Below are 17982 nucleotides of genomic sequence, written 5' to 3'. Positions count from 1 at the left end.
AAATTGAAAATTCCCGGCAGTTACCGGGAATTTTGCTGTTCTTATATCTTATAGTGCCAAAGCTTTTTCGTAGGCACGGTGCAGACCAGTGATGTCCTTGCCCCCCGCAGTAGCAAAACCGGGGTTTCCGCCGCCGCCGCCCTGGATTTCCCTGGCCAAATCTTTCACGATGTTTCCTGCGTGGTATTTTCCTTCCAGACCCTGCGAAACTCCCACGGTGATCATTGGTTTTTCACCCGCATCGGAGATGATTACAATTACGGCATCTGCAACGTCTTTTTTAAGCTGGAATACAATGTCTTTCACAGTGGCAGCCTCCAGAGAAACCTTTTTCACGAGCAGTTTCTTATCACCGGCGTCCTTAAAATCGTTCTTCCAGTTTGCTGTTTCACCCTTGGCTTTTTCCTTTTTATAGTTTTCGGCTTCAGATTTTAAACCAGCATTTTCCTCCAGCAACTTCTCTACCGCTTTCGTCAGGTCTTTGGTTTTCAGCAAAGCGGATATCTGCTTCACCTGAGTTTCCAGGTTACGGAAATATTCCGCCGACCTGTCGCCGGAAATGGCTTCAATTCTCCTGATGCCGGCAGCGGTAGAACTTTCGCTCTGTATCTTAAAATGACCGATCTCACTGGTGTTGCGCACATGCGTACCGCCGCAAAGTTCCCTGGAGGTCCCAAACTGAATCATGCGTACACTGTCGCCATATTTTTCGCCAAAAAGAGCCATTGCTCCTTTTTCCATAGCTTCAGCGATGGGAATGTCGCGGAATTCTTCCAGGCTGATATTCTCCTTAATTTTGGCGTTCACTTTCTCTTCCACAAGTGTGATTTCCTCTTCACTCATTTTGGAGAAGTGGGAAAAATCGAAACGAAGATAGTCCGGACCAACAAAAGAGCCTTTCTGTTCCACATGTGTACCCAAAACCTCGCGCAAGGCCTCGTGCAGAAGGTGGGTTACGGAGTGGTTGGCCTGGGTGTTCTTTCTTTCGGAAGTATTAACCCTGGCATAAAATACCGCCCCGGCGTCTTTTGGCAAATCTTTGATCAATGAAACAATGAGATTATTTTCCTTTTTTGTCTCGAGTACTTCTATAATGTCAGCGCAGTTATTTACCATCGTAAGGCTCGGATTTGAAATGTCGAATCCTTCAGTATAGCTGGGTATCAGGATTCCTTTGTCGCCTACCTGGCCACCACCTTCAGGATAAAATGGCGATTTTGCCAGGACAATCTGGTAAAATTCGCCGTCCTTGTTTTCAACTTTACGGTAGCGGGTGATGTATGTTTCGGTTTCAGTAAGGTCATAGCCTACGAAGGTTTCCTGTTTTTCTTCCAGAATCACCCAGTCGTGTACTTTCTGAGCTGACGATTTACGCGAGCGCTGTTTCTGTTTGGCCATTTCCTCATCAAAGCCGGGTTCATCCACAGTGAGGCCTTTTTCTTCAGCGATGATGCGCGAAAGGTCGGCCGGGAAGCCATACGTGTCGTAAAGTTCAAATACCTCCGCGCCGGGAAGCGTTTTTTCATTTCTGCTGAGTGTCTCAGCAATGATGAGGTCTATTCGCTTAAGTCCGTGTTCAATGGTCTTAAGAAAAGAAGTTTCCTCTTCACGGATTACTTCGGTCACCAGTTTTTCCTGTTTCTGCATTTCCGGAAAAAATGTACCCATCTCGTTTTTCAGCACCGCAACAAGCTGATACAGGAAGGGCTCTTTCATGCCTAAAAAACGATAGGAATATGAGATTGCCCGTCTTAATATTCTGCGGATCACGTAGCCTGCTCCGCCATTAGAAGGCAGCTGTCCATCAGCAATTGCAAAGGAAACTGCACGGATGTGATCAACAAGTACGCGTATGGCAATGTCCTTTTCATCTTCCAGGATGCCGGTGTATTTTTTTCCTGAAACTTCTTCTACTTTAGTGATAAGCGGAGTGAAAACGTCGGTATCGTAGTTGGATTTTTTGCCCTGTAATGCCATGCAAAGCCTTTCGAAACCCATTCCGGTGTCCACGTGCTGAGCCGGTAATTTTTCCAGACTGCCATCAGCTTTGCGGTTAAATTCCATGAATACCAGGTTCCAGATCTCCACCACCTGAGGATGGTCGTTGTTTACTAGATCGAGGGCGTTAACTGCAGCTTTTTCCTCTTCACTTCTTAGATCGACGTGGATTTCGGAGCATGGACCGCAGGGACCGCTTTCGCCCATTTCCCAAAAGTTGTCCTTTTTATTTCCGTTGATGATGCGGCTTTCGTGAATATGAGCTTTCCAGAAATTGTAGGCATCCTGGTCGCGGTCCAGATTTTCGGTGGCGTCGCCCTCAAAAATGGTGACGTACAGGTTTTCTTTAGGAATTTTATACACCTCTGTAAGCAGTTCCCAGGCATAGTCAATAGCTTCTTTCTTGAAATAATCACCGAAAGACCAGTTACCCAGCATCTCGAACATCGTATGGTGGTAGGTGTCACGACCAACATCATCCAGGTCATTGTGTTTACCGGAAACACGCAGACATTTTTGGGTGTCGGCAATTCGAGGAGCCTTAGGTTCCTTATAGCCCAGGAAGTAATCCTTGAACTGGGTCATACCCGAGTTGGAGAACATTAAGGTAGGATCGTCTTTCAGGACGATGGGTGCTGAAGGTACGATAAGGTGGCCTTTGGCATTAAAGAAATCTAAGAACTGCTGGCGGATCTGTTGTGAAGTCATAGTTTAGAATTTATGCTGAAAGCCACGGGCTTCATGGCATTTTTATAAGATGGCAAATTTAAGGAAGATATTAGATATGTCGGTTATTATGTATTTAAAAACAGATGAAACCTAATTCAAAATTTGCGTCATCCTTTCTGTTGTCTTATAAATTTTCCGATTAAACCTCAAAAAATGAAGATAAGTTCTGAGATAACGGCCAGAGGCGGGCCGGTTTTCGGCATCATCAGCTGGATGTAAATCAGGTAAGGGGAATAATAATTGCTTTAAACAAGGTCCTGATTATAACTTAATCCGTAAGCGCCTGTGCTTAAGCGGATGAAAAATTTGACTATTCTATGAAACTTAACCAACTCGCCAAAGACCTTGGCATTACCACCGAAAGCTTTATGAAATTTATACAGGATTTTGACCTAGAGCTTTCCGAGTGCATGTCCACCCAAATGGAAGTGAAGCCTGATTTTGAACGTTTTGCCCGGGAAAACGCAGATTTTCTCAAACGGTATCAGGCCGACTTGGATCATGCCAAATCGGTCAGTGATATCGCTCAGACCATCAACCAGCCGGAAGAGAAGGTAGAAGAATTTATTAAAAAAGAAAAACCCGTACTGTATGACAACGGAATTTTCAAATCCTCGGTTTCAAGTTTCGGAATCGATAATAAGCTGGGCGGAAACTATCAGTTTGTCTATGATTATTTCGGTAAGAAGACGAATTTAAAGGAACGGGATTTCATAGGATACAGGGATTTGTTTTTTTATATATCCAGAAGTCTGGATCCATTTATCAATCAGGAACAGATCCTGAACTGGGGAATCCATAAACCGGCGGGAATCATATTGTACGGACCGCCGGGAAGCGGCAAGATTTTCTGGGCAAACAAAATCGCCGAAATTATCGGTTATAAATTTACCGAAGTTAAAAAACATTACCTGGGAACTTCATTTGTAGACGGGCATAAAACCAGTTTTAACGATTTTCTGATCCAGATGATGAAGGACGAAAAGGTACTTCTTTTTATGGATGATTTTGACAGGATAATGAGACCTCGAAGCGAAGACAGTTCGGTAAATTCCTGCGACGAGGCAACCAAGGAAATCGTCCTGCATTCTGTAAGCCGTTTTGAAGAAGAAGATTTACTGATGATAGGCTCTGCAAATACGCTTGCGCCCATTGATAAAGAAGTAATGGCGCCCGGAAGGTTTGATGTGCTTATTCCGGTATTCCCGCCCAATGCACGAGAAAGATCGGAAATGATCCTGTATCATATGATCGATAAGTTACCTGAGAATTCGCTGTTGCTTAAGATTCTCCGGCATAACAACGCGGACCACAGGCCCTTCTGGAACGAGATTGCTGCGCAGATGAAGGTTTTCAGTAACACCATGATCGTAGACTTTACACAAAGCCTGAAGATCAGGATTCGCAATCAGTACCTTAAAAACAGCAATGAAAACATCAAACTGGATGCTAAACTCCTGAATGGTGCCCTGCGCGACGCGCGTGTAAAACTCACGGACGAATATCTGGATAGCATCGACAGGTTTATTCTGGATGTTTCGAATAATAATTTTGATGATTTCCCCAACCGTGTGCGGGAACTCATCATGGAACTCAACAGTTATAAGATTGTGGAAAAGCCAAGGAAGACCATAGGGTTTAGTCACAACAGTGATCAAAACAAAGAAACGTAGATTTATTTTTACTATTTAATCTGCTGTGCCGTAATATGAACATCAGCCTTGCACATAGATAATAATTAGTTAATGAATTGCCTAATAAACCTTAAATTTGCAAACCTAAATTTCCCCTGTGATTACACAAGAACAACTGAAACCTCTGAAGTCCCGGATTGAAGACCTGTACAAATATCTGCAGATCGAAAAAAAGAAGATTGAAATTGCCAATGATGAGGAAAAGACCGTTTCACCGGAATTCTGGGACAACCCAAAGGAGGCCGAAGTATTCATGAAACAGCTCCGTTCCCGCAAGAAATGGGTAACGGACTATGAAGAGATTTTTAACGGTTTTGAGGACCTGCTGGTGCTGGCAGATTTTGCCAAAGAAGATCCAGACTCGGAGAAGGAACTGGATGAAGCATATCCGGCACTGATGGAGAAAATTGAAGACCTGGAATTCAGGAATATGCTGTCCAACGAAGGTGATGAATTATCGGCGGTACTCCAGATTACAGCCGGCGCGGGTGGTACCGAAAGCTGCGACTGGGCGTCTATGCTGATGCGTATGTACACCATGTGGGCAGAGAAGCAGGGTTATAAACTTCGTGAACTTAATTTTCAGGAGGGCGATGTGGCCGGTGTGAAAACGGTGACACTCGAAATTGACGGCGAGTTCGCCTTCGGCTATCTGCGTGGTGAGAACGGTGTGCACCGTCTCGTGCGTATCTCCCCATTTGATTCCAACGCAAAACGCCATACCAGTTTTGTCTCGGTATATGTTTATCCTTTGGTAGATGATACCATTGAGATCAATATCAATCCGGCGGATATTTCCTTTGAGACCATGCGTTCCAGTGGTGCCGGCGGCCAAAATGTGAACAAGGTGGAGACGGCGGTCCGGCTTAGGCACGCACCTACAGGAATCATCATCGAGAATTCTGAAAGCCGTTCACAACTTCAAAATAAAGAAAAGGCCATGCAGCTCCTCCGTTCCCGCCTCTACGAAATGGAACTGGAAGAGAGAATGAAGGCACGTAATGAAATTGAAGCTGGTAAAATGAAGATCGAGTGGGGCAGCCAGATCCGGAATTATGTGATGCATCCGTACAAACTGGTTAAGGATGTACGCTCCGGCTATGAAACCTCGGATGTAGACGGTGTAATGAACGGTAATATAACTCCTTTCCTGAAAGCCTTTCTAATGGCGGACGGTACTTCAGTTTCTGAAGACGATATGACCTTCTAAGTTTTGGGAAACTTTAACAGCGCGGAAATCCCTGAAAAACCTGCTGTTTCTTATCTTTGCGAATATGGAACATTTTGAGAGCTGGCGGGATCTTTTAAATCCCGAATTTTATATAAAAATGGGCGGTTTCTGGCTCGTTTTATTCATTGTCTTTGCCGAAACAGGTCTCTTTGTAGGTTTCTTCCTTCCGGGAGACAGTTTGCTGTTTGTTTCCGGAATTTATGCAGTTGAAATCGTTCATGAAAGTATTGGATCCACGGGAAATGACCTGCTGGATACTACGATACTCGCATCATGCATTGCAATAGCTGCAATAATTGGTAATCAGGTAGGTTTTTGGTTTGGCCGCAAAACCGGGCCTTCTCTTTACAAACGTGAGGACAGTTTCTTTTTCAAGAAGAAATACCTGAAGCAGGCGCATGACTTCTTTGAGCAGCATGGCGCTCTGGCTGTAATTATGGCGAGGTTTCTCCCGATTGTCCGGACCTTCACACCTATTGTGGCGGGAATAGTAGATATGGATAAAAGGAAATTTCTTTTTGATAATATCGTGGGCGCCATCCTTTGGTCCTTTTCCCTGATCTTCGCTGGACATTACCTGGACAGGCTGTTCATTGAGCAGTTCGATATTGACCTGAAGGCACATCTGGAACTCATCATTCTAGTTATTGTGCTTATTACAACCTTACCGCTGGTGATGAAATTTTTCTTTAATAAGCATAAAGATCCGGACTTTGATCCGCAGAATCCTGAATAAAAGTTAATGACCCCGCATTTTGCGAGGTCATTTTTTTATCCAGTCCAGAATGGCGGGCAGTATTATGCTGTCTCGTTTATATTTACTGAAAAAGCGGGGAGTATGACCTGTATTCTTCATATAAATCAGTTGGTGAGGAACTCCTTTTTCCTCCAAAACAGAATCAAGTGAAATTGCCTGACGCCGGTTCACAAGAAAATCTGAATCTCCCTGAAACAGCAGTGTAGGCACATTGGACACCTGACTCACGGGACTGGCTTCCTTAAAACGGTCTGATATATTTTTCCGGCTGAACTTAGTGCCCACCATTGTTCCTACTGTTGGAGCACTGTACCAACTGTGCATAGTAGAGGTATACTGTGAAGTAAAGAAATCTGTAGGGCCACTGAGGCTGATGATTTTCTTTGTTTTTTCCGGATTTCGGTAACCGTATAAAAGTGCGAGATGCGCTCCGGCACTTTCGCCCAGAATAATATAATTATCCGGTTTTAATTTCGCCTTTGGAGCAATACTGTTAAATTTTTTCTGAGCCAGGGCGATATCTTCCAACTGTTCTCTGTATGTTATCCTGCGCTTTCCGGAGGCATGCCGGTAATCAATATTGACGGTAGGAATCTTGTGATGATGCAGGTATTTCTGTATCATAATCATATGCTCCTTGCGGCCATACTTCCAGGCGCCTCCATGGACAATCATTACAGTGGGACTGTCCGGCGCGTATTTAGCCGGCAGAAAGATGTCCATGACCTGTTTTTTGTGACTGCCGTACGGCAGGTTGAAGATTTTTTGCTCGCTGTAGTTTCCTACCCAAACCCTGTGCCTGTTATTGCATGAAAAAAGGGCAGTTAACGCAAGCAGACTCCATCCTAATTTAAATCTGTAGGTTTTCATCAGCGAACCGTTTCAGATACAAACTTAATAAAAGCGCTATAAAAAAAATTAAAGAGACCGGATGGCCTCTCTAATTTTTCTTCAGTTGAACAGATCTCTAACCTTATCGAAAAAGGTTTTTTCCTTACCTGACGGTTCGGCTATCATTTCTCCGCGTTTCAGCTGACTTTCAAAAAATTCGCGCTGTTCTGCAGACAGGTTTTGAGGTGTCCATACATTAACATGTACAAACATGTCGCCTTTTCCGTAACTGTCTATGCTTGGCAGACCTTTGCCGCTCAGACGCAGGATTTTTCCGGACTGGGTTCCGGCATCCACCTTAATCTTAACTTTACCACCAACAGTTGGGATTTCTTTTTGTGTACCAAGTGCCGCTTCGGCAAATGATATATACAGTTCCTGATGAAGATTGTCGCCCTCACGTTTGATGGCGGAATCGGTTTCCTCTTCTACAACAACCAGAAGGTCGCCGGGAGTTCCGCCAAATGGTGCATCATTCCCTTTTCCCCTCACGTTAAGCTGTATTCCCTCGCGGGCACCCGCCGGAATATTGATTGTAACTTCCTCGTCATCTTTAATAAGACCCTGAGAATTGGCACCCGCCGGAATTTTATCGGCCACTTTTCCGATTCCCTGGCAGGTACCGCAGTGGGTCTGGGTCTGCATCTGGCCGAACATTGTGTTCATGACCTTTACCTGAACCCCGCTGCCGTTACAGGTGCTGCATGTTTTGCTCGTTGCACCCGGTGCCAGTTTCATTTTCTTTACCTTGATGGTCTTCTGGGTACCGTTCACCATCTCTTCAAGATTAAGTTTAATACGTACCCGCAGATTACTGCCTTTTAATTGCTGGCGCTGCGCACCGCCGCCAAAACCGCCTCCGCCGAAGTGGCCGCCGAAAATATCTCCAAACTGGCTGAAAATATCTTCCATATTCATTCCGCCACCACCGAAGCCGCCGCCAAAACCACCTGCTCCGCCCATTCCGGCGTGTCCGTACTGATCGTAACGGGCTTTTTTATTGTCGTCGCTCAGAACTTCATAAGCTTCCGCCGCCTCTTTAAACTTTTCTTCCGCATCTTTATCACCCGGATTCTTATCGGGATGGTATTTCAATGCCATCTTGCGGTAGGCTTTCTTTATCTCATCAGCCGAAGCACCTTTGGATATGCCAAGTACTTCGTAGTAATCTCGTTTAGACATGTTCTGTTATTTGTTTCTTCAGTCAGAGGACCATCCGCATACTTACCGGACCGTCGTGACCGTTTGATTATATTAGTTTCCGGTTACCACTTTGGCAAAACGTATTACCTTGTCATGCAGGGTGTAACCTGTTTCAATCACGTCTACAATTTTACCTTTAAGCGCCTCATTGGGTGCTGGGATTTGGGTAATGGCTTCATGAAAATCAACATTGAAATCGTCTCCTGCCTGAACAGTCATCGGTTTAAGACCTTTTTCGCCAAGTCTGTGCTGGAATTTCTGATAAATAAGTTCAACACCCTGAAGCTGATCTTCTGAACCGGATTTACTGATTTCTTTAAGCGCACGCTCAAAATCATCAAGAATACCCAGCATTGAAATCATCATTTCCTGATTGGCAAACTGGAAATATTCCAATTTCTCCTTTGCGGTCCTCTTCTTGTAATTTTCAAATTCTGCGAAAAGACGGATATAACGTTCTTTCTCTTCTGCCAAAAGTTCCTCCGCACCTTTTTCCGCTGTCACATTTTCCGTATTCTGCTCCGTGTTTTCAGCAGTCTGCTCTTCCGTTTCATTATGCATTTCCTGCTGAATATCTTCGTTTTCCGACATATTTTTATAATTTATACCATCGCTTTCACAAAGATATTGCCAAAGCAGGTTTAAGGACAATTCGGCACACTTTCCCAAAATTCAAATATAAACCGGTAGCGTCCCGGCAATTAGTCTCAATAAAGTCAGTTGATGAAAAAGGTTTCATAAAGAAGATAAAGATTAAGCGATATGATGATTATGGCGATCACCCAAATAAGTATCTTGAGCCAAAGTTTATTTGCAAACTGACCCATTTTAAGTTTGGAACCTGTGAACATTACGAGGGGCACCACGGCAAAGCTCAGTTGCATGGACAGGATGACCTGGCTTAAAAGGAGGAGATCTGTAGTTCCCTGTTCACCATATATGATGGTCACTATTAAGGCGGGGATCACTGCTATGAGCCGGGTAACAAGCCTGCGCAACCAGGGTTTCAGGCGGATGTTGAGGAAGCCTTCCATCACGATCTGACCTGCCAAAGTTCCTGTTAATGTAGAGTTCTGTCCTGAAGCCAAGAGTGCTACAGCGAAGAAAATACTTGCGAGGGTTGTTCCGAGAATCGGTGCCAGCATTTTATGTGCGTCATGGATGTCGGCAACATCACGGTTTCCTGTTGTATGAAAGGTAGCCGCTGCAACAATCAGGATCGCTGCGTTTATGAAGAAAGCCAAAAGTAATGCGACTGTACTGTCTATGGTAGCAAATTTTATAGCTTCCTTCTTTCCTGCGGTGGTGCGCTCGTAATTTCTGGTCTGTACTATACTGCTGTGCAGGTAAAGATTGTGAGGCATTACTGTGGCACCCAAAATTCCAATAGCAATGTACAGCATGGAAGGATTTGTTATGACCTCTTTTTGCGGAACCAGTCCGCTCAGGATGGGGAAGATGTCCGGCTTGCTAAGGATAATTTCATAGGCGAAGCATACTAAGATCACGAAAATGAGGCCGGCCACAATACTTTCGATGACGCGGAAACCTTTTGCCTGCAGGAATAAAATAAGGAATACATCAATGACTGTTATTACTACACCCCATGTCAGGGGTATACCAAACAGCAGATTCAGCGCAATGGCAGAGCCGATCACCTCCGCAAGGTCGCAGGCCGCAATTGCAATCTCGCAAAGCATCCAGAGTATAAAGTTCACTTTAGGACTGAAATGGTCCCTGCATGCCTGGGCCAAATCCCTTTCGGCTACAATACCCAGTTTCAGGGAAAGATGTTGGAGGATGATTGCAAAAATATTGGATATTAGAATGACAGACAAAAGGGTGTATCCGAACTTTGCGCCGCCGGCAATATCCGTTGCCCAGTTACCCGGATCCATATATCCCACGGCCACCATCATGCCTGGGCCGGTGAAAGCCATAAGTTTTCGCCAGAATCCGGCATCTTTGGGTATGTGAATGCTTGAAAATACCTCGGGCAGCGAGTCGGCAGAGCGTTCACGCCGCCATGCGTTAGCGCCAGATTTAAAAAACATAGATCGAAAGTTAGATTAGACTAACAAAAATAGGTAAATTGTTCTTACGGCAGGTATTAAAAATTTATTTAGTTGAAATATTGAGTATAATCTTTTCTTTATCTTCTATTATAAAACACTGGAAGATGGTCTGTTTAACAAACTTAAAATATTATGTTTTAAATTAAATGCAACAAAAAACCGAAGCATAAAATAATGCTTCGGTTAATTTTAGTATGTCACCGCCTAAGTAATAGGGTGACACTAAAAATTTATCTCTTATTTTCTAATCACCTTCTTTGTCACGTTGCCATGCTCGGTTTCTATATTAATCAAGTAAACACCTTTAGGCATTGATGTCATGTCAATCATCTGCGTATCTTTTGCCTTCACATTAAGCACCATTTTACCGCTCATATCATGCATTGTGATACGACCCATTTTTAGAGGGTTCACCACTGTAACATAATCCGAAGTGACTGTTGGATATACAGCTATACCTTCCTTAGGGTCTATATCTTTAACGCTAAGCTGGTTGGTCGCATTAAAATCGTATCCAGTTACGACAAGTGCATAAAACTGTGGCATAGGCGCACCGGAGTCATCTTTCAGAGTCCCTTTATTGCTCACTTCTACTCTGTATTGTCTGCCGGCTACCGGATTTTCCAAAAGAACCTGTTCAATATTGTCAACAACATTATCTCCTTTTGTAGCTGCCGCCATCGGATTCAATGCGTCAATCTTCCAGGGATAAGTAACCTCATTGGTAACCATATCAATAATCCTGAGATCAAAATCATTAATCAACCTCGGTGTGCGGTTCTGCCACATATCATTACTGTTAGTAAAAGGAACTCCTTCAGGATCTATCCACGAAATAGTCGCCTTCAAAGGAGAACCTGCCTGCCCTACAACAACTCTGTTATTTGGGGTTCCTGATGTCAGTACGTTTCTGCTGAAAATGTTTTTATTAGCTGCATTGTCGATAAGCACCTGTGCGCCTTGCGAAGCATCTGCAAAACCCCATCCGAACCACACATCGGGGCCCGGGTTTGGTCCTGCCTCATTAGTTGTATGCATTAGAAGCGCCTTCATCTCATCAGCTTTAAACATAAACGAAGCATTACCAGAAAGGTTTCTCTTTACATGGGTTAGGGCACCTGCAATACCGCTGATGACCGGTGCCGAGTAGGAGGTACCCTGGCTTGTACTAACGGCAGTGTAATTTGTTGAACTGGTGTATGTAGGCATTACCATTGAAACCCCCGTAGCAGCAATATCTGGTTTTATAGCTCCATCTTTTCGAGGTCCTGCACTGCTGAAACCGGCTTTAATTACATCAGACGGTTGCGTATAAAGTTGTCCCAAGGTTGCCAGTCGGTTTGTAGCACCTACAATAATAAGGTTTTTGGCTAATGAGCCCCAGCCAATACAGTTGTATCCATCGCTGCAGTTGTTAGCAGGAATAACATCGGAAGGTGTGAAGGGAACCCAACTTCCATTTACGTTCTTAAATGCATTCACATATGAACCGCTGGGTCCGTCTCCGAAGTAATTACCTGATGATTTAATAACTATCTGATTAGGATTATCATAAACTATAGCATCATATGTCGCATCATTACTCACATAGGCACCAGACCAAGTATCTGTAGGAGTTAAATTGTAGTCACCTTCCCAGTACCAATTAGCACCTTCTTGTCTCCATCCTCTAACAATTCCGTAAGAGTGATTGGAAATATTTGCGTTCGGTGATGAGGCTAGTTTCTGATAGTTTGTTCCTTGTGCTGTAGTATTAAATGAATAACTGTTGATCTTCGCTTTCTTGATCACACCGATATCATTTGAATTGGCAATACCTTCCGAAGCAATAATTCCGGCAACATTGGTTGCGTGAAAATTATACCCAACGGTTCCGCCCTCCATATCAAAAACTCTTGGAACCGCTGGAGGTACACCGGTGGAAGATGCACCGAAGTCAACATGTCTATCATAGACACGTCCGCCATCCATTACCATAATATTCTGCCCCTCCCCGTCAATTGGCAAACCGTTCAGGCCTGTATATGATCCGTTTTGCAGGTTAACAAGATTTGCACTTCTGTTGGCTGCCAAATCATCTGTCTGCCAAAAGTAAGGTCTGCCGTCTATGAATCCCGCAACCGTAGCTTTCATTTCGGCAATTTCAGTTTCAGTGAAGTTCTCACGACCCTGTTTTGAAATATAATTCTCAATTTTTTGCTGATTTTCAATACGGTCTCGCTCCAATTTTTGTGCTAATCTATCCTGCTTTTGGGCACTCACCGCGGATGTCATACCCAAACCCAGTAAAAATATTACTGCTTTATTCATTTGATTATCTATTAGATTAAATGGTACATTATTAAGATGACAAATATAATAATTATTAACAACTTAACATGATATATGCATTACACATTAAAATGTTAGTAAAAATGAAAAAGTTTTGCCGACACTGTGATCACTTTCCGACTTAAACCTCATAACTGCAGTGGCTAAACATTACTGCAAAAAATGGCCGGTAGTGGCTTTTAAATCTAAACATTTTGATGAAAATTTGCCTAAAAAGTTAAATACTGGCGAGTGCTGTTGTAATCGGATTAACAACTTTATCAACTTAGTTTAATCATAGTATTTATACTTAAAGTTGTTTATGCACGAAGTGAAGAGGGGTGATCCTAATCACGATTATTTTATTCTCAAATACATAAGGTCGTCAAGTTTTTTTTGAAGAAATTTTGCGCTAATTTTACCGAAATTTCCCCTGAATAATGTTCTTAATATTCGATACTGAAACCACCGGTTTACCTCAAAATTTTAATGCTCCGCTTTCCGATTCGCAAAACTGGCCCAGGATGGTACAGATTGCCTGGCAGCTCCATGACCGTGACGGTAATCTGATTGAAAATCAGGATTATATCATAAAGCCTGACGGATACGATATTCCTTATAATGCGGCCAGAATCCATGGTATCTCCACCCAGATGGCACATGAATTTGGTCGTGATCTCAGTGAGGTTTTGGCGGAATTTCAGCAGGTTTTAGAGAAGGCACAGGTCGTGGCGGGACACAATATTGATTTTGACTATAAAATTGTGGGTGCAGAGTTTTTCCGGCTTGGTATTCCAAACACTTTGCAGGAGATACCCGCAGCCGATACAATGGAGCTTGGTACCCCTTACTGTCAGTTGGGAGGTGGCAAAAACGGACGCTTTAAGTCGCCCAAACTTGAGGAACTGTACGAGAAACTTTGCGGAACCAAATTTGACGAGGCGCACAACGCCGCCGCCGATGTAAATGCGACCGCACAGGTTTTCTTTGAGATGATGCGCATCGGATTGATCCCTGCCGAACTGCTCCGAATTTCAGAAACGGAACTCAAGGAATTTATTGCCGGCCATCCGTTGCCTTTTGCGCCCTTCCCAATTGTCGTAAGAAGGCAGGTAGCCGCATTTAAGAAAAAGAAAACCGTTGATTTTGGTGAGTCTGATGAAATTGAATTGGGCGATTACTTTCACTTTCACAATCACAGTATCTACTCTTCACTTCAGGCTACAAGCACAATTTCCGATTTGGTACGCAAGGCGCTGGAAAATGATTTTCCGGCAGTAGGTCTGGTGGACCTGGGCAATATGATGGGCGCCTTTAAATTTGTTTCGGAAGTTGAAAAAGCCAATGATTCCATCAGAAAGAATTATGATGAGTATTTAAAACAGAAAGAAGCGGCAGGTGGGCAGGAAATGAAATTGTCTGAACCCCGAAAGACTCCGCTTTTACCCATAATCGGTTGTGAATTTTATATTTCAGACCGGCCTGAGCAGAAACAGTTCACCAAAGACGATCCGGACCGCAGGACGCACGTGGTTTTGCTTGCAAAAAACTTTGACGGCTACCGTAACCTCGCCAAATTATCAAGTTTGGGGTATGTAAACGGTTTTTACTTCGGGGTTCCCCGGATTTCCAGGTCGATGATTGCTGAATATAAAGACAATCTTATCGCTCTTACGGCGGGAATAGCGGGCGATGTACCAAATACGGTCCTTGAATTTGGAGAAACAAAAGGGGAGGAGATATTCCGCTGGTGGAAGGAAACCTTTGGTGATGATTTCTATGTTCAGATTCAAAACCACGGAGTTGATGAAGAAGAGCACCTTAATGAAATCCTGCTGCAGTTTGCGGATAAGTATGAAGTTAAAATACTGGCGCAAAACGAAACTTTCTATACAGATAAAGACGATGCCCACATCCAGGATATTCTTTACTGCATTAAGGATGGCGAAAAATTAAGCTCACCCGTTGGCCGCGGTTTTGGGAAAAGACGTGGTTTACCCACAAGAGAATTTTATATTAAAGGACCCGAGGAATTAAGGCGTACCTTCATCCAGTACCCGGATGCATTCGCTGCATATTCTGAGTTCTTTGCTAAATTTTCGGCGTACACATTAAAACGGGATGTGCTGTTGCCTGAATTTGATATTCCCGGGGAATTTTTAAGTAAAGAAGATCTCGTAGATGGAGGGAAACGAGGTGAGAATGCCTACCTGAGGCACCTTACCTACGAGGGTGCCGCAAGGCGTTATGAGGTGATTACTGATGAGATCCGTGAACGGCTGGATTTTGAACTTGAAGTCATTGCCAAGACCGGTTATCCCGGATATTTCCTGATTGTGCAGGATTTCTGTAACGAAGCCAGGAAAATGGGCGTTTGGGTAGGGCCAGGTCGAGGATCTGCCGCTGGATCTGCAGTAGCCTACTGTACCGGCATTACGAATGTGGATCCAATTGCGTACGACCTGCTTTTTGAGCGTTTTCTTAATCCTGAGAGGATCTCAATGCCCGACATTGATATCGATTTTGACGATGAAGGCAGGGACAGGATCATAAAGTGGGTGGTTGAAAAATACGGCAAAACAAACGTAGCACAGATTATTACTTATTCCGTATTGGGTGGAAAGTCGGCCATAAAGGACGCCGGCCGCGTGCTGGATCTGTCGATTCCGGAAACCAACAATATTGCCAAGCTGGTACCATCAACACCCGGGATGAATATTGCTAAAGCTTTTGCCAAATTTGAGAAACTCGGCGATGAAGATAAAGTTCTGGCGCAGGAGATGAAAGACATCCTGGCCAATCCTGAAGACAGCCGCTACGAGGTGCTTGCGGCAGCTCAGAAAATGGAAGGCTGCATCCGGAATACCGGGATTCATGCCTGCGGGGTGATCATTACACCGGAAGACATTTCCAATCTTGTACCTATCACAATTGCTTCAAAGGATGCGGATATCCTGGTATCTCAGTTTGATAACTCTGTTGCGGAGAATGCCGGACTGCTTAAGATGGACTTTCTTGGTCTCCGGACTTTAACCATCATCAAGCATGCCATTAAACTGATCAGGGAAAGACACGGTATTGAGATTAATCCTGACGAGATACCGCTGGATGACCTGAAAACCTATCAGCTCTTTAAGGAAGGGAGAACCGTTGGTATTTTTCAGTATGAAAGTCCGGGAATGCAGAAATACATGCGTGAACTGAAGCCCACCAAGTTTGCTGATCTTATCGCCATGAACGCCCTTTACCGGCCGGGACCTATAAAATACATACCTAATTTCATTAACCGGAAACATGGTTCCGAAGAAATTGTATATGATTTACCTGAAACGGAAGAGTATCTGAAGGAAACCTACGGTATTACTGTTTATCAAGAGCAGGTGATGCTGCTTTCACAAAAGCTGGCTAATTTTACAAAAGGCGAGGCCGATACCCTTAGAAAAGCGATGGGTAAAAAGGACCGTGCAACGCTGGATAAGATGTATCCCAAGTTTTTGGAAGGGGGCGAAAAAAACAATCTGGACGTAGATCGCCTCAATAAAATCTGGAAGGACTGGGAAGCCTTTGCTGAGTATGCTTTCAATAAATCACACTCAACATGTTATGCCCTGATCGCTTACCAAACAGCTTTTCTTAAAGCCAATTATCCGGCGGAATATATGTCCAGTGTGATGACGAATAACCTGAACAATACCAAGCAGATCACCATGTTTATGGAAGACTGCAAAAATATGGGCGTTGATGTGTTGGGACCCGATGTAAACGAATCACAATATGAATTCTCTGTGAATGACAAGGGTCAGATCCGTTTTGGACTGGGAGCCATTAAAGGTATTGGCGAGGGACCCAGTGAAGCCATAGTGCAAACGAGGAAAGAAAGATCTTACAGCGATGTCTACGATTTTTTCCAGCGTATACCTTCTTCACAGATCAATAAAAGGGTGGCGGAAAGTCTGGTTATGGCCGGTGCTTTTGATGAAGTAGACAACTATCACAGAGCACAGTATTTTGATATTGACAATAACGGAAAAACCAACCTGGAACGTTTGCTACGTTACGGGCAGAGTTTTCAGGAAAGTCGGAATGAAATTGAGAATTCACTGTTTGCTGATTTTGCTGAGGAGGTCCGCATCGAGCCGCCTAAGATTAACCCGGCACCGGAATGGCCCAATATGTATCTGCTCAACAAGGAGAAGGAAATCATCGGGTTTTATCTGTCGGCTCATCCTTTGGACGAATTTAAATATCAGTACAGTTTTATTCAGGGAGCGCTTGGCAGGAACAGTATTCTGGAAGGGAGACCGGAGGATGAAATTGTGGCTCTGGATCCTGTAATTGTTCCTGTGGAAAAGGACGAGGAGGAAAACGAAGACCTGTTGGATCTTATCATGGATGAGGACGAAGGAGTGCTGGAGGACGAGCAAAGGAACGTTGAGGCCAGAGGAAGCTTTAATTTTCTGAATCTGGACGAAATCGATGCCTTTCGCGACCGGAATTTTGGTCCAGAACAAATCCGACTGTTCGAAGAAATTCAGGATTACCGGGAAAAGCAGAAATTTAACACCAATTCCAAAGAATATATGGTAGCCGGACTGGTTACTGAATATACAGTACGGGACGGTCGGAACAGTGGAGAGAAAATCGCCTTCATCACACTGGAAGATTATTCAGGCAGCTATTCCTTTAGGCTTGGAGACCGCGATTATCTGCGGCTTCGTGATAAAATTGACGTGCAGCGTTTCCTTATTTTTAAAATTAAGTTTACGATTTCCCGTGACGGCCGTGTTTTTGTAAACGTTACAGATGTGAGTGAGCTGAAGGAAGCATTTGAACAGTTTGCCAAAAGTATGACCGTAGTACTTGATATCAATGACCTTCGCCGCGATGATGTGATTTTCCTCCGGGAAACACTGACACGCTGGGCCGGAAACCAGAAACTTGGTTTTTATGTAAAGAATCCGGAAGACCAAAGTCATATTGAGCTACTCAGTCTGCAGACTCAGGTAAATATCAGCGGAGACCTCATTGGAGTATTTAATGAGATGCAGCGCTATGAAATTTACCTAAATTAAAAATACTGCAAAACGTCATCCT

General features: G+C 43.9%; 10 protein-coding genes. 4 read left to right on the top strand and 6 right to left on the bottom strand.

Annotated elements, in window-relative coordinates:
- Positions 1-48 precede the first annotated feature (48 nt).
- Positions 49-2706, bottom strand: coding sequence for an alanine--tRNA ligase (gene alaS / locus F7R58_RS08570; protein ID WP_158064516.1), 2658 nt, complete (start codon positions 2704-2706; stop codon positions 49-51).
- A 338-nt stretch (positions 2707-3044) separates the two neighbouring features.
- Here alaS and F7R58_RS08565 point away from each other — a divergent pair, with 338 nt between their 5' ends.
- From F7R58_RS08565 to F7R58_RS08555, 3 genes are all read left to right on the top strand, one after another.
- On the top strand, positions 3045-4400 hold the full coding sequence (locus F7R58_RS08565) for an ATP-binding protein (protein WP_158064515.1): 1356 nt from the start codon (positions 3045-3047) through the stop codon (positions 4398-4400).
- 118 nt (positions 4401-4518) lie between these two features.
- Positions 4519-5631 (top strand): peptide chain release factor 2, encoded by a 1113-nt coding sequence (prfB, locus tag F7R58_RS08560; RefSeq protein ID WP_158064514.1) that lies wholly within the window; start codon positions 4519-4521, stop codon positions 5629-5631.
- A gap of 64 nt (positions 5632-5695) precedes the next feature.
- Complete coding sequence (locus F7R58_RS08555) at positions 5696-6388, top strand: DedA family protein (protein WP_158064513.1); 693 nt, start codon at positions 5696-5698, stop codon at positions 6386-6388.
- Positions 6389-6415: 27 nt separating this feature from the next.
- Here the strand turns inward: F7R58_RS08555 and F7R58_RS08550 are convergent, their stop codons facing one another.
- From F7R58_RS08550 to F7R58_RS08530, 5 genes are all read right to left on the bottom strand, one after another.
- Positions 6416-7279: an alpha/beta hydrolase gene (locus tag F7R58_RS08550; protein ID WP_158064512.1), complete on the bottom strand. Its 864-nt coding sequence runs from the start codon at positions 7277-7279 to the stop codon at positions 6416-6418.
- 81 nt (positions 7280-7360) lie between these two features.
- Entirely contained in the window at positions 7361-8482 is a 1122-nt protein-coding gene (gene dnaJ, locus F7R58_RS08545; RefSeq protein WP_158064511.1) for a molecular chaperone DnaJ, read from the bottom strand.
- Positions 8483-8554: 72 nt separating this feature from the next.
- On the bottom strand, positions 8555-9094 hold the full coding sequence (locus F7R58_RS08540; RefSeq protein ID WP_158064510.1) for a nucleotide exchange factor GrpE: 540 nt from the start codon (positions 9092-9094) through the stop codon (positions 8555-8557).
- A 125-nt stretch (positions 9095-9219) separates the two neighbouring features.
- Positions 9220-10557, bottom strand: a complete 1338-nt coding sequence (locus F7R58_RS08535; RefSeq protein ID WP_158064509.1) for an Nramp family divalent metal transporter — start codon at positions 10555-10557, stop codon at positions 9220-9222.
- Positions 10558-10815: 258 nt separating this feature from the next.
- On the bottom strand, positions 10816-12888 hold the full coding sequence (locus tag F7R58_RS08530) for a S8 family peptidase (RefSeq protein ID WP_158064508.1): 2073 nt from the start codon (positions 12886-12888) through the stop codon (positions 10816-10818).
- Between the two features lie 440 nt (positions 12889-13328).
- Here F7R58_RS08530 and dnaE point away from each other — a divergent pair, with 440 nt between their 5' ends.
- On the top strand, positions 13329-17960 hold the full coding sequence (gene dnaE / locus F7R58_RS08525; protein WP_158064507.1) for a DNA polymerase III subunit alpha: 4632 nt from the start codon (positions 13329-13331) through the stop codon (positions 17958-17960).
- The last annotated feature ends 22 nt before the right edge of the window (positions 17961-17982 follow it).

This window comes from Chryseobacterium sp. (genome assembly GCF_008831505.1).
Classification (GTDB): Bacteria; Bacteroidota; Bacteroidia; order Flavobacteriales; family Weeksellaceae; genus Marnyiella.
This window is presented reverse-complemented; position numbering and strand designations above follow the sequence as displayed.

What these genes read in the sequence shown, in the direction of transcription:
- F7R58_RS08555 (WP_158064513.1), top strand. Translation starts at nt 5,696, where the DNA reads ATGGAACATTTTGAGAGCTGGCGGGATCTTTTAAATCCCGAATTTTAT.
- F7R58_RS08535 (WP_158064509.1), bottom strand. Translation starts at nt 10,557, where the DNA reads ATGTTTTTTAAATCTGGCGCTAACGCATGGCGGCGTGAACGCTCTGCC.
- dnaE (WP_158064507.1), top strand. Translation starts at nt 13,329, where the DNA reads ATGTTCTTAATATTCGATACTGAAACCACCGGTTTACCTCAAAATTTT.
- dnaJ (WP_158064511.1), bottom strand. Translation starts at nt 8,482, where the DNA reads ATGTCTAAACGAGATTACTACGAAGTACTTGGCATATCCAAAGGTGCT.
- alaS (WP_158064516.1), bottom strand. Translation starts at nt 2,706, where the DNA reads ATGACTTCACAACAGATCCGCCAGCAGTTCTTAGATTTCTTTAATGCC.
- F7R58_RS08530 (WP_158064508.1), bottom strand. Translation starts at nt 12,888, where the DNA reads ATGAATAAAGCAGTAATATTTTTACTGGGTTTGGGTATGACATCCGCG.
- F7R58_RS08565 (WP_158064515.1), top strand. Translation starts at nt 3,045, where the DNA reads ATGAAACTTAACCAACTCGCCAAAGACCTTGGCATTACCACCGAAAGC.
- F7R58_RS08550 (WP_158064512.1), bottom strand. Translation starts at nt 7,279, where the DNA reads ATGAAAACCTACAGATTTAAATTAGGATGGAGTCTGCTTGCGTTAACT.
- F7R58_RS08540 (WP_158064510.1), bottom strand. Translation starts at nt 9,094, where the DNA reads ATGTCGGAAAACGAAGATATTCAGCAGGAAATGCATAATGAAACGGAA.